Annotated in this window: 13 protein-coding genes; 3 read left to right on the forward strand and 10 right to left on the reverse strand. The window is 56.2% G+C overall.

Annotated elements, in window-relative coordinates; all coding sequences use genetic code 11:
* Both CTT34_RS14565 and CTT34_RS14570 read left to right on the forward strand, forming a co-directional pair.
* Positions 1-1080 (forward strand): sugar phosphate isomerase/epimerase family protein, encoded by a 1080-nt coding sequence (locus CTT34_RS14565; RefSeq protein ID WP_159343077.1) that lies wholly within the window; start codon positions 1-3, stop codon positions 1078-1080.
* Between the two features lie 44 nt (positions 1081-1124).
* Positions 1125-2360 carry a nucleoside permease gene (locus tag CTT34_RS14570; protein WP_159343078.1) on the forward strand — a complete coding sequence of 412 codons (1236 nt, stop codon included), beginning with the start codon at positions 1125-1127 and terminating at the stop codon, positions 2358-2360.
* A gap of 182 nt (positions 2361-2542) precedes the next feature.
* Here CTT34_RS14570 and CTT34_RS14575 read toward each other — a convergent pair whose 3' ends face one another.
* The 6 genes from CTT34_RS14575 to CTT34_RS14600 form a co-directional block, all read right to left on the reverse strand.
* Positions 2543-3352 (reverse strand): 3-keto-disaccharide hydrolase, encoded by an 810-nt coding sequence (locus CTT34_RS14575; protein WP_254436397.1) that lies wholly within the window; start codon positions 3350-3352, stop codon positions 2543-2545.
* 18 nt (positions 3353-3370) lie between these two features.
* Positions 3371-4030, reverse strand: a complete 660-nt coding sequence (locus tag CTT34_RS14580) for a gluconate 2-dehydrogenase subunit 3 family protein (protein ID WP_159343079.1) — start codon at positions 4028-4030, stop codon at positions 3371-3373.
* Complete coding sequence (locus tag CTT34_RS14585) at positions 4027-5715, reverse strand: GMC oxidoreductase (protein WP_159343080.1); 1689 nt, start codon at positions 5713-5715, stop codon at positions 4027-4029. The genes CTT34_RS14580 and CTT34_RS14585 overlap by 4 nt, the downstream gene beginning before the upstream one ends.
* Positions 5716-5751: 36 nt before the next feature.
* Complete coding sequence (locus CTT34_RS14590; RefSeq protein ID WP_159343081.1) at positions 5752-6654, reverse strand: hydroxypyruvate isomerase family protein; 903 nt, start codon at positions 6652-6654, stop codon at positions 5752-5754.
* Between the two features lie 46 nt (positions 6655-6700).
* Positions 6701-7588 carry a sugar phosphate isomerase/epimerase family protein gene (locus tag CTT34_RS14595; protein WP_159343082.1) on the reverse strand — a complete coding sequence of 296 codons (888 nt, stop codon included), beginning with the start codon at positions 7586-7588 and terminating at the stop codon, positions 6701-6703.
* Between the two features lie 343 nt (positions 7589-7931).
* Entirely contained in the window at positions 7932-8792 is an 861-nt protein-coding gene (locus CTT34_RS14600; protein WP_159343083.1) for a glycine betaine ABC transporter substrate-binding protein, read from the reverse strand.
* Positions 8793-8943: 151 nt separating this feature from the next.
* Between CTT34_RS14600 and CTT34_RS14605 the strand changes: the two genes are divergently transcribed.
* Positions 8944-9807, forward strand: coding sequence for a DMT family transporter (locus CTT34_RS14605; protein WP_159343084.1), 864 nt, complete (start codon positions 8944-8946; stop codon positions 9805-9807).
* A 9-nt stretch (positions 9808-9816) separates the two neighbouring features.
* On the opposite strand, the gene CTT34_RS14610 is transcribed toward CTT34_RS14605, so the two are convergent.
* From CTT34_RS14610 to modA, 4 genes are read right to left on the reverse strand one after another with little or no spacing between them, the layout of a single operon-like run.
* Positions 9817-10338, reverse strand: a complete 522-nt coding sequence (locus tag CTT34_RS14610; RefSeq protein ID WP_159343085.1) for a DUF192 domain-containing protein — start codon at positions 10336-10338, stop codon at positions 9817-9819.
* Positions 10335-11468 carry an ABC transporter ATP-binding protein gene (locus CTT34_RS14615; RefSeq protein WP_254436398.1) on the reverse strand — a complete coding sequence of 378 codons (1134 nt, stop codon included), beginning with the start codon at positions 11466-11468 and terminating at the stop codon, positions 10335-10337. Before CTT34_RS14615 ends, CTT34_RS14610 begins: the two co-directional genes overlap by 4 nt.
* Positions 11461-12129, reverse strand: coding sequence for a molybdate ABC transporter permease subunit (modB, locus tag CTT34_RS14620; protein WP_159343087.1), 669 nt, complete (start codon positions 12127-12129; stop codon positions 11461-11463). The genes CTT34_RS14615 and modB overlap by 8 nt, the downstream gene beginning before the upstream one ends.
* Positions 12129-12896: a molybdate ABC transporter substrate-binding protein gene (modA, locus tag CTT34_RS14625; protein WP_159343088.1), complete on the reverse strand. Its 768-nt coding sequence runs from the start codon at positions 12894-12896 to the stop codon at positions 12129-12131. Before modA ends, modB begins: the two co-directional genes overlap by 1 nt.
* Positions 12897-12899: the final 3 nt, after the last annotated feature.

The following is a 12899-nucleotide window of genomic DNA, read 5'->3' on the forward strand; positions in this document are numbered from 1 at the left end:
ATGCCCAACCAGTCTACAGGCCTGCGAGGACCCGCTATTTTTCTGGCCCAGTTCATCGGTGAAGAGGCACCCTTCAATACCCTAGAGGGCATCGCTCGCTGGGCGGCCGAGAAAGGCTATCGTGCCATTCAGCTACCCACGATCGATGACCGCTTTATCGACTTGCGCAAAGCAGCAGAGAGCCAAGCGTATTGTGATGAATTAAACGCCCTCTGCGAGAACGCGGGAGTCGTGATCAGCGAGCTGTCGACCCACCTTCAGGGACAGCTGGTCGCCGTGCATCCCGCCTTCAACGATGTATTCGATGACTTCGCGCCAAAAGAGCTACACGGTCAGCCGCAGGCACGCACCGAGTGGGCCATCGAACAACTCATGCTGGCAGCCAAAGCCAGCCAGCGGCTTGGCTTGACGGCACACGCGACGTTCTCCGGCGCTCTGCTGTGGCCGTTTGTCTACCCTTGGCCCCAACGCCCCGCCGGGTTAATCGAAGAGGGGTTCAACGAACTCGCCCGACGCTGGACACCTATCCTCGATGCTTTCGACCAAGCAGGCGTGGATCTCTGCTTTGAGATTCACCCCGGCGAAGATCTGCACGATGGTGCTTCCTTCGAGCGTTTTCTGGCGGCCGTCGACCACCACCGCCGAGCCAAAATTCTCTATGACCCTAGCCATTTGCTGTTACAGCAGCTCGACTATCTCGGGTTTATCGATCAGTACCATGAACGTATCGGCATGTTTCACGTTAAAGATGCCGAATTCACTCCCAATGCGCGCAGCGGCGTGTATGGCGGCTATCAGGATTGGATGGAGCGACCAGGTCGCTTCCGTTCATTAGGCGATGGTCAGATCGATTTCAGCGCTGTTTTTAGCCGATTAACGCAATACGGGTTCGATGGCTGGGCAGTGCTGGAGTGGGAGTGCTGCCTCAAGGATGCGGAGCAGGGTGCCACAGAGGGAGCGCCTTTTATCGAAGCGCATCTGATTCAGCCCGCCGGTCACGCTTTCGATGATTTTGCCAGCGTAAGCAGCAGTCGCTCGCGCAATCGTCGAATCCTCGGCCTTTCCTCAACGGCCGATTAACGGCCTTTCTCAAGGCGCATACAACGACAACAAAGGACGACGTCATGGCCATGATACGTACACGACTCAGCATCATGATGTTTTTGCAGTTTTTTATCTGGGGCGGCTGGTTCGTCACCCTAGGCACTTTTTTGGCAAATAATCTCAATGCCAGCGGCGGCCAAATTGGTATGGCCTTCTCAACCCAATCCTGGGGGGCCATCATCGCGCCCTTCATCATTGGCTTGATTGCCGATCGCTACTTCAACGCCGAGCGAATATTGGGCGTGTTGCATCTCTTGGGTGCAGGGCTCATGTATGGCCTGTATATCGCCAGCGACTTCAGCACGTTTTACCCCTTGGTACTGATGTATATGATTCTTTATATGCCTACACTCGCCCTGGTCAACTCGGTCTCTTTTCGCCAGATGAGCGACCCAGGCCAAGAGTTTGCCAAAATTCGCGTATGGGGAACGATCGGTTGGATTATGGCAGGCCTGGGAATTAGCTACCTCTTTGCCTGGGACTCTTCCCAAGGCATTGCGGACGGCATGCTGAGGAACACCTTTTTGATGTGCGCTATCGCGTCATTAGCACTTGGCTTGTATAGCTTTAGCCTTCCCGCGACACCACCTAAAGCAAACGGCCCAGTCGGCTTAAAAGAAGTCCTGGGGTTGGATGCGCTGGCCCTGCTTAAAGACCGTAATTACGCCATCTTCTTCATTGCCTCTATTTTAATCTGTATTCCGCTTGCGTTTTATTACCAAAACGCCAATCCATTTCTGGCTGAGATCGGTGTTGCTAACCCGACCGGTAAAATGACGCTAGGACAAGTATCCGAAGTCCTGTTCATGCTGCTGCTGCCCGTCTTTATCCATCGCTTTGGCATTAAGAAAACGCTACTGATCGGCATGCTGGCCTGGGCGCTACGCTACGCGCTGTTTGCCTTTGGCAACGCCGATGAGATGGTGTGGATGCTCTTGATCGGGATTGCTTTACACGGCGTATGTTATGACTTTTTCTTTGTGACCGGCCAAATTTACACTGATGCTCGAGCGGGAGAGAAATTCAAAAGCTCTGCCCAAGGCATGATCACACTGGCTACTTACGGCGTGGGCATGCTGATAGGCTTCTGGGTCGCCGGTCAAATCACCGATCACTTCTCCACTAATGGCGTGCACGACTGGCAAGGCATCTGGATATTCCCAGCGATCTTCGCTATCGCGGTATTGGCGCTCTTCTTCCTTACCTTTAAAAACGAGAAAAACGTAGCGACGGCACCCAGCTTGCAAGGAAGTTAAACGTTGGCATTACCGGGCGCTGTCTCGGCGCCCGGTAGTGGGTGGGTAATCGTGGTCAATGATGTTGGATAAACGACGCTTACATCGATAGATTAGCAATACTAAGATCCAAAAAGCCCCGCCCGTCAGTGCTCAATTGCAAAAACGGGCGGGGCTTTTTAGCTAACGCAAGAAGTGCTGACTTATAGCTCCCTCACCCAGATATTGCGAAAACTGACGTCCGCATCGTGATCTTGCAGATAGATAGGCGCGCAGTCATGAGCGTCTTCGTAGCTGGGCTCTCCTATCCACTCGGTGGTGCCTTGCACTTCAACATGGTGCTGAACCACGACACCGTTATGTAGCACGGTGACATAGGCAGGTGACTCCAGCGTCCCTGTCTCGTCGAAACGTGGCGCAGTATAGAGAATGTTGTAACGCTGCCATTCACCAGGCGGGCGAGAGGCATTGACCAGAGGAATGTACTGCTTGTAGATGGACGCTGCCTGGCCGTTGGGATAGGTTGGATTATCGTAGGAGTCCAAGATCTGGACTTCATACCGTTCTTGCAAAAAGACGCCGCTATTGCCACGGTCCTGGCCCTCCATGTCTGCCATATCGGCTGGCGCTCGCCACTCCAAGTAAAGCTGCACATCACAGAAGTCCTGGCGCGTGCGTATCCCTCCTGCGCCCCGCTTGACGGTCATGACGCCGTCCATCACGTGCCACTCGACCTGCCCGCCCTCCTCGGCCTCCCAGGCATCTACATCGTCACCATCGAATAGTACGATGGCATCAGACGGTACGCCATTCTCAGGCACCGACACCGCGCGGGGTACGGGCGTCCACACTTCGGTGTTGGCGGCTTGCTGTTCGGGGGTTAGCGCCTCTTGCGAGGCGCTTTCCTTTGCTACGCTATCGGATGCCATGGCGAAGGCCAGCACACAGAGGGCGGGGGCATACCCTTGTGAACGGTGGCGTTGCTTTAGCTGCGGGATATCTCGAAAGCTCATGAATGCTCTCCTTCTTTATTAGGTGGCCCAAGCAGGTTCGCCCTGATAGGTCGCGCAGCCGTCGTAGCGGCCGGGCACGGCTTCATAGCGCAGGACCTCCGTCGCGCCCACTTCTGAGGTGAAGAAGCCAAACAGCGTCAACTGTTTCATCATGGTGAAATAGTGCGGAAGCGAAGCCTCACTATCCGGGTGGTCAAGGGATGACTGGGTATCTGCCGTTTGATTTTGAGCGGTCTGCGTCTCTGCCGTCAGCGCCTCAGCAGGCGTCGGCTGCTCTCTGCGCGGCTGGCGTTGGGCGTGTGCCTTTGCTTCGCGGTCCAATTCAGTAATGAGCGCTAACCGCTGATCGCTGCTTAACGCCATGAAATCACGTTCGTAAGCCGCCCGGCTGCGCGCCTCAAGCTGCGCCAAACCAAAATAGAACACCTCTCTTTCCGAAGGCGTATAACAATCACTCACGAACAGCGCCATGAACTCACCCACGCCAGCGTCTTTGGCGCCAGGAGTCTCGGTTCTCGGTAGGATCGTCTCGGCCAGCTCGCTCATTCGTTCCACATCACGGCTGCTAAAGAGGTGACGGGTGCGGCCTGTATCGCTAAAGGCTAAGAGAGACTTGCCACCGATCATGGCGGTCCCCGTCGTCAAAGCGATCATTTTGAGTAGTTCGCGACGATTCATGACAAATTCCCCCGCTTCAGTTCTTCCACTGCGTAGTCCACCGCGCGAGCGGTCAGTGCCATGTAGGTGAGCGAAGGGTTCACGCAGGAGGAGGACGTCATGCAGGCGCCATCGGTGACGAACACATTCGGCGCATCCCATACCTGGTTATGGCGATTGAGTACGGAGGTTGTCGGATCACGGCCCATACGCGCCGTGCCCATCTCATGAATCCCCATGCCCGGCGCATAATCGCCTACGTCACCTTTGACGTTCTTCACGCCTGCGGCCTCGAGCAAATCGATAGCATCCTGGACCATGTCACGACGCATCGCGTGCTCGTTCTGCTTGAGTTCAACGTTGATCGACAGGACCGGTAGCCCCCACTGGTCGCGGACGCTATGATTCAGCGCGATACGATTATCGTGATCAGGTAGCATTTCGCCGAAGCCCGTCATGCCGATCGTCCAACCACCTGGCTGGCTCAGCGCTTGCTTCAAATCAGCGCCAATATTGAGTTCCGCAATTTCGCGATCCCAGCCTTGGCGGCTGGCAGCACCTTGATACCCAAATCCGCGTACGTAGCTTCGCTGCTCATCGCCGACGTTGCGAAAGCGAGGAATGTAAAAGCCTGCGGGGCGGCGTCCAAAGTAGTATTTGTCGAGATAACCTTCCACGTCGCCACTAGCACCGCAGCGAAAATGGTGATCCATGACGTTATGCCCCAGTTCACCACTGCTACTTCCCAAGCCACCTTCCCAAACATCGGTGGCAGAGTTCATCAAAATCCAGGTGGTGTTAAAGGTCGACGCGTTGAGGAACACCACATCGGCGGTGTACTCGTGAACGTCATGCGTTTCTGCATCGATCACTTCGACGCCTCGGGCACGCTGGCGAGCCTTGTCGTAAAGTACTTGGCTGACAATAGAGAAAGGTCGCAGCGTCAAATTTCCCGTGGCCACCGCAGCGGGAAGCGTAGCGGACTGAGTGCTGAAATAGGCACCGTAAGGACAGCCTAGCCAACATTTATTGCGATACTGGCAGTTGACGCGATTTTGCTCCGGCTTTGGCTGAGTAATATTGGCGACTCGACTGTGAATAAGGTGCCGCTGCCCGCCGAACGTGCTTTCTATCCGTTTGGCGACCTCCTGCTCGACACAGTTCAGAGGAATGGGAGGCAAAAACTCACCATCGGGGAGAATATCCAACCCTTCGCGGGTACCGGAAATGCCGGCAAATCGCTCTACGTAGTCGTACCAAGGCGCGAGATCTTCATAACGAATCGGCCAGTCGATCGCGATACCCTCACGCTGGTTAGCCTCAAAATCCATCGGACTAAACCGGTAGCTTTGTCGCCCCCATAAGAGTGAGCGACCACCCACATGGTAGCCACGAAACCAATCGAAGCGCTTCTCCTCTACGTAGGGGTTGGCCTGTTCATCGGCCCACATTCCCAAGGTAGCTTCATTGAGTGGGTAGTCGCGCTTGAGCACCGGGTACTTAGCAATCATCTCTTGAGTGGGTTCGTTGCGGTGGGGGTAGTCCCAAGCCTCTTTGTGGGCATTATGGTAATCCTTCACATGCTCGATATTCCGCCCACGTTCGAGCAGTAAGACTTTCAAGCCTTTCTCGGTTAGCTCTTTAGCGGCCCAGCCGCCACTAATACCTGAGCCAACCACGATGGCATCGTAGTGATTATCTGACATGGTCATCTTCCTTGTTGTGTTGTTGTTCGATGCGAATCACACATCGCAGAGTTCAATCGCCGCCCGCAGTGATTCGATGCTTTCCTCTTGGCTAGCGCGGTCAGGGATAAACTCTTGGGCGATATAGCCGTTGAAGCCGGTATCTCGGATCGCTCGGCAAATCGCGGGATAGTTGAGCTCTTGGGTGGCATCTATTTCGTGACGCCCAGGCACACCGGCAGTGTGGTAATGGCCGAAAAAACGATGGTGATCACGGATAGTGCGGATGACATCGCCCTCACTGATTTGCATGTGGTAGATGTCATAGAGCAGTTTGAAGTTGGGCGAACCAAGCCGACGACTCAGCTCGATGCCCCATGTCGAGTTGTCGCAAAGGTAATCAGGGTGGTCGATTTTGCTATTGAACAGCTCCATCTGTAGCACCACGCCTTTTGCTTCTGCCTGGGCAAGAATTTGCTTGAGCCCCGCTTCGGCATTTTGCAATCCCTGCTCAGGGTCCATGCCTCGCGCATTGCCGCTAAAGCAGATGAGGTTGGTATAGCCAGCTTGGCTAACCAGATCGATATATTGACGGTATCGCTCGATCAGTGCCGAATGGAAGCGTGTATCGCCCCAGCCATCTTCCAGGCTCAACTCAGCGCCATGACACATCGAGGCGTCGAGTCCATAGCGCTTAAGGATTGGCCACTCTTCTGGCCCAACGAGGTCAATCGCTTTAATACCCAATTCGGTTGAAAGCTGACAGAGCCCCTCAAGAGGCAAAAAGTCGAATGTCCAACGCGCGACCGAGTGATGAATATTGCCCTTCAATACTCGTCTTTGGTGAGATGTATCATCGGCTAACGACCGCGCCCCTAGGTAAGGCAAAGCCGTCAAGCCAAGCGCACCGGTCATGCTGTGACGCAGCAGGCTGCGTCGATCAAGAGAATAGCGCTTCATAAGGTACCCTCGCGTACGTCATCTGAAAGAGATGGCTTAAGCGTGCTTACTCTTCACGAAGCGCTGACAGTTTCTCTTCTAGAAAGCTATTTCCACGGGTGATGACGGCTTCCGCATCGTGGGGCATATCATGTTCGATGATGTACCACTCAACATCCGAAGCTTCGGCGGCGGGTAAAATGGCATCCCAATCCAACTCCCCCTCTCCTAGCGTCGCAAAACCACCCTGATCCTGAGCCGTGCCCTCTGGGGCGTTGTCTTTGGCGTGGATAGCGAAAAGCTGGCCATCGAAACGAGAGACATACTCCACCGGGTCCAGCCCACCTCGAGCTACCCAGGCAAGATCCAATTCAGCCAACAAACCCGATCCCGCCGCATCAAACAGATGCTCCAATGCTGTTTTGCCGTCATACATCTCCATCTCAAAATCATGGTTGTGGTAGGCCAAACGGAAACCTTCGGCCTCTAAGGTTGCAGCAATGCTGCCTAGCTCTTCACCCAGAGCCTCCCAGCCTTCAGCATCATTAGGGCGTGCGCTCTCATCTAGGTACGGCATGGTTAGCGTGTCGTTACCCACCGACTGATTAAAAGCCATCGTTTCGTCTAAACGATGGCGTAAATCTTCTAGCGCTACATGGCTGGAGATCACTTCAAGCGCATGTTTCTCTAACAATACATTGAGGGCATCGGCGGTTACTTGCTGAGTGCCCACCGTCTCGATGGCAGAGACGCCCGCTCGATTGACAACAGACAGTTGCTCTTCAAGATCGCCAAAATCACGTAGCGTATACATCTGAACAGCAATGGGTAAAGCTGCTGCGCTGGCATGCTGAGCCTGGGCCTCATCTGCCATATTCAGCGTTGTGAGCGTTACCGCACCGACGGCAAGCAACGCGCAAGCGCGTGAGGGTTGTTGGTTGTTCAATGTATCCATGTCCACCTCATTTCATTGTTAGGTTATTAGGTGATTGGCTAGGTAATGGCCTAGCGACCTTTTCCGTACTGCCTTAACAAGACAAAATGTAATCGGTTACATTTTTTTAGATCATGGATAGCGCTTGTGCAAGCCAGCCTCATCAAGTCCCTTCATTTCTTTGTTTTAAAAGCCCATACCTCCTAACAGCAACTGTATAAGCAACTGGTTATAAAGCATTTATCAAGTCATCGAGAAAACTAAAACTTTCGTCTTAGTCAATATACAAATAAAACGCCCCACGCATTAAGCGTGAGGCGTTGAGGGACTTGATGGCACGCCCACTGGGCATAAAGAGTCGCGTTTATTCGCCAGCAGCCAGCCACGTATCGACTAACTCGCGGTTCTCGCCAATCCAGGTGCGCGCCCCTTCTACGGGGTCGCCCTGCTGTTCAATCGTCGCCATCAGCCCGCCTAAGGTATCGTCATCCATATGCCACTCGTTCAGCACTTGGGTGAGCCACGGATCGTCCTCCGCGAAGCCTTTGCGGGAGAACCAGAAAATATCGTCGCTTTCACCGAACACGCCCTGAGTATCTTGCAAGTACTTGAGATCATACTCAGCAAAGGCCCAGTGCGGGTTCCAGAGCGTCACGGCCATGGGCTCTTCACGCTGATAAGCATCATCGAGCGCCGCCATCATCGCCGGGTCGGAGCTGTACAGCTGACGCATCGGCAGGTCATAAGCATCGATGGCCTCGTCCGTCAGCCCGGCAATGGCAGAGCCGGAGTCAATGCCGACGATGGTCGGGCGGCCCTGGTAAGAGAACTGATCGGCGCTATCGCGCAACGCATCGATAGTATCGATATCGACATAGCTCGGTACTACAATGCCAAGCCCCGTGCCTTCGTACCACACGTCGTGCACATCGATCTCGTCTTTATAGGGCGCCAGGAACTCCTTGTCCGTGGTGGGCAGCCAAATTTCCAGCGAGATATCGAAATCATTATTGGCCAAACCGCTGTACAGCACGCTTTTGCCTACGTCGGTCAGCTCGATATCGTAGCCGTGCTCTTCTTCCAGCACGATTTTCCACATATTGGCGACGGCAATATTTTCAGCCCAATTATTGGTACCAATGACCAACTGCTTGTCGTTGGCGTGGCCGGAAGCCGCCACCAGCGCCATGCTCAGGCCTAACAACGTTGATGAGATTTTCTTCATAATCATTCCTCTGTTATTACTATTGATCTCGATACAACGACTGTTGCCGTCTTACTATAACACTATGTTTTGCTAAATCGTCGAAATGACCTTTTTCCGTTATAAAAGCGCTTTGCTATGAAGGCGCCTCACCCCTCACCGAGAGAACGCCGTGCCGCTTCGTGATGTGCTTCTGGGCCTGTTGGTCATTGTCATTTGGTCACTCAACATCATTGTGATCAAAGTGGGCGTGGCGGAGCTGCCGCCGCTACTCATGACTACGCTGCGTTTTGTGCTAGTGGCCGCACTGCTGGTGCCGTTTTACCCGGTTACCCGGGCGCAGCTGCCCTTTTTAGTGCTGCTCTCCATCACGTTTGGCAGCCTTCACTTTGCGCTACTGTTCATTGGTTTGGGGCAAGCGGAAGCTGGAACAGGCGCGCTGCTTGTGCAGATGGGCACACCGTTTGCGACGCTATTGGCGGTGGTCTTCTTAAAAGAGAAGCTGGGACCTAAACGCTTGGCAGGCTTGCTGCTCTCGTTTGCAGGTGTCGTGGTACTGGCAGGAGGGCCAACGCTGCCCTCGCCGCTACCGTTAGCCATTCTGCTGTTGAGCGCGTTTGGCTGGGCGGTCTCGCAGCTATTGATCAAACGCGGGCCACCCATTGCACCGTTGGCGCTGGCGGGGTGGGTAGCGCTGTTTGCGGTGCCTCAGGTTGCGCTCGGCTCGTGGCTCTTTGAGCAACACCAGTGGCAGGCGATCACACAGGCAAGCTGGCTGGGCTGGGGCGCGGTGGCGTATACCGCCATTATGTCGTCCATCGCCGCTTACGGCATTTGGTACGCGCTGCTGCGCCGCCACCCGGTAAATCGCGTAGTGCCGATGACACTCCTCACCCCTGTTTTCGCGGTGGGCTTAGGCGCGCTGCTGATGGACGACCCGCTTGGGGTGCATAAACTGGTAGGCGGAGGCTTAGTGGTCGCGGGAATCGCCCTGATTGTGCTGAAGTTTGGCAAACAGCGGCCAACCAGGGCGTAAGCGAGAGCGTTACTCGGGGCGGCAAAAACCGGCCAGCGCAGGCACCGAGACACAGTCGCCTACCTGTATGCCACGTTCCGCAAAGTAGCCCGCGTTAACCTCCAACGCCGCATGGTAGGCCGCCCCGGCAGGATAAGAGGGGCACTCCTGGGGGGCATCAGATTCGCAGGGCGGCATGGTATTAATCGCCACTATCCGCCCTTCGCCGTCGATATACGCGATATCCAGCGGAATCAGCGTGCGATACATCCAAAAAGCGTTACCGGCGGGCTGCTCGCTCTCAAACCGAAACAGCATACCGCGCGCTTCTGGCAGGTCCTCACGGCCCATTAAGCCACGTTGGCGCTGCGAGGCAGTTTCCGCCACTTCCACATCCAGACGGTGCGGGCCACCTTCGCTATGGATCGCCAGCGGCAGCGTGTTGGCTGGCGCGGGTTCAGACGCCCAAGCCGCTAACAGCGGCAGGGGTAAACAGGCGGCGAGTGAAACACCGACAGCGGTTTTCAGCAGTTGGCGGCGTGTCAGGGTCATAACAGGTTCCTTTTGTTGTGTGATGCCGTGTGGGTACGCTGCGCGGGCATAAGATGAATCCCCTCGGCCAGCAGCGAGACGTGTACCCTTTCCCCCAAGCTAAGCTGATTACGTTTGGCCGCGTGGGTGGCGATGTCGAAACGTAGCATATCTCCGTGGGAAACACGCAGCGAGATTGATGTCATGCCGCCCAACACCACCATTTCGCTGACCGTTGCCGCCACTGGGTTTTCGCGTTCGCCTTGGGAAGGCCGCCCCCGACGATGCAGCACGATATCTGACGGCGGCAGGTACCATGCCTGCGGCTTGCCTAGTTCAACACGATCTAGTCCTTCTGCCACTTCCAGCCACCACTCGCCCCACTGCAAGCGTCGCCCAGCGTCCGTCTCGACCACTTCCCCGCTAAAGACGTTGTGGCGATCCAACAGCCTAGCGACAAGCGGCGAAGTCGGTTTCCGAAACAACGCCTCAGGCGTGCCCTGCTGCAGGCTGACGCCGTTATGCAGCACGCAGATTTGATCGGCGAGCGCGGTGGCTTCTTCCAAGTCGTGGGTGACGAGAATAATGGGAATGGAGATCTGTTGGCGCAACAGCGCCAGCTCACGCTGCAAGCGGCGACGAGTCACCTGATCCACCGCAGAGAACGGCTCATCCAGCAGTAGCACTTGGGGCTCTCTGGCCAACGCACGGGCTAGCGCTACTCGTTGGCGCTGGCCGCCGGAAAGCTCGCTGGGGTAGCGCGCCTCCAGCCCCTGCAAACGCACTTTGCTCAACCACTGAGCGGCCTGCTCAAACCTTTGAGCGCGGGGCAGGTGCCCCATGGCGAGCTGCACATTCTGCAGCGCCGTCAGATGAGGGAACAGCGCATAGTCCTGAAATACCATACCAATCTGGCGCGCTTGCGGCGGCAGGGAGTGGCGCTGGCCGCTTTGGGCCAGAAACCACTCCCTGCCCGCGCAGCGCACGCTACCCTGCTGAGGCTGATAAAGCCCGGCAATGGTGCGCAGCAGGGTAGTTTTACCACTTCCCGATGGCCCGACCAGCGCCAGCAGCTCCCCAGGGGCGCATCGAAACGAGGCATTAAGTGGAATCGGGCCGGCCTGTTGGGCGGTCACTACCAGATTATCCACGTGACCACCTGCGCTTTCCTGCAAGCCCATAGACAAGGCCTAAGGTTGCCAGGGAAATGACTAGCAAGAGTGCGGACATGCTCGCCGCGCCCTGCTCGTCAAAAGCCTGTACGCGGTCATAAATGGCGATGGAGAGCGTGCGGGTCTCACCATCAATCGCACCGCCGACCAGCAAAATCACGCCAAACTCGCCCAGTGTGTGAGCAAAGGTTAGCGCTGCCGCCGACAAAATGCCCGGCCACACCAGCGGCAATTCAATACGCCACAGGGTTTGCCATGGGCTTAGCCCACTGCACCACGCAGCCTCACGCAGGTTCGCAGGCACATGTTCAAAGGCACGCTGAATCGGCTGAATAGCAAAGGGGAGATTGGCAATCAGAGAAGCCAATAAAATACCGCTAAAGGTAAAGTTGAGGCCGCCCCCTGTCAGCGCGGCCCAGGCACCGCCTAACGGCGCATCGCGGCCAAACTGCTGAAGCAAATAAAACCCTAGCACCGTAGGCGGTAGCACCAGCGGCAGCGCAATCAGCGCTTCACACAGGCCCTTGCCACGGAACTGTGTCGTCGCCAGCACGCGCCCCCACCAGATGCCTAGAGGTAATAAGAAGAGACAGGTAAACGCCGCGAGCCGCAGCGAGACAGAGAACGCCGACCAGTCCATTAATCGGTACTAAATCCGTAGGTTTCAAAAATCGCTTTCGCATCCGCCTGTTGCAGCCACTCGTAAAACGCGTGAGCCACTTCTCCAGCCTGCGGCGTTAACACCATGCGCTGGCGCAGCGGCGTATGCCACGTTTCAGGCATCAACACCGCCTCGCTGCGCTCCGCTAGCGCAGGTGCTACCGCTAGCGAATAAGCCACCAAACCACCTCGCGCCTCGTCGGAAAGCGCAAACTGCATCGCCTGGGAGACATTCTCCCCTTGAACCCTCAGCGGTTCGCTAGCTTCCCACAGGCCCGCCTTTTGCAACACGTCTCGGGCGGCCATGCCGTAAGGGGCGTGTTCTGGGCTGGCAATGGCGATACGCAGCCGCTGCCCCTCTGCCAAGGCGGCAATGGCCTCCTGCACGCCGGCAAGCGGCGCTTGCTCACTGGGTACGGAGTAACGGCCAGTTGGCTGTACCCAGGCTAGCCGTCCTCGGGCGTAAATCACGCCCGCGTTATCCACGTACCCTTCGTCGTACAGCGCCTGAACAAACCCTTCATCTGCTGACAAAAACAGCTCGAAGGGCGCGCCCTGGGCGATTTGACGACGAAAGTTGCCGGAGGAGCCGAAATTAAGCCGCAGCGCGTGGCCGGTCTGCTGGGTAAACTGGGCGGCGGCTTCCTCCAGGGCGAACTGCAGGCTAGACGCCGCCGCTACAATGGGCGCGCCCGCCATCACAGGCGCGCTTAGCAGCCAACCGCACAGGAGCAGCAGTGCGCGCATTCG

This window comes from Halomonas meridiana (assembly GCF_009846525.1).
In the GTDB taxonomy this organism is placed as follows: Bacteria; Pseudomonadota; Gammaproteobacteria; order Pseudomonadales; family Halomonadaceae; genus Vreelandella.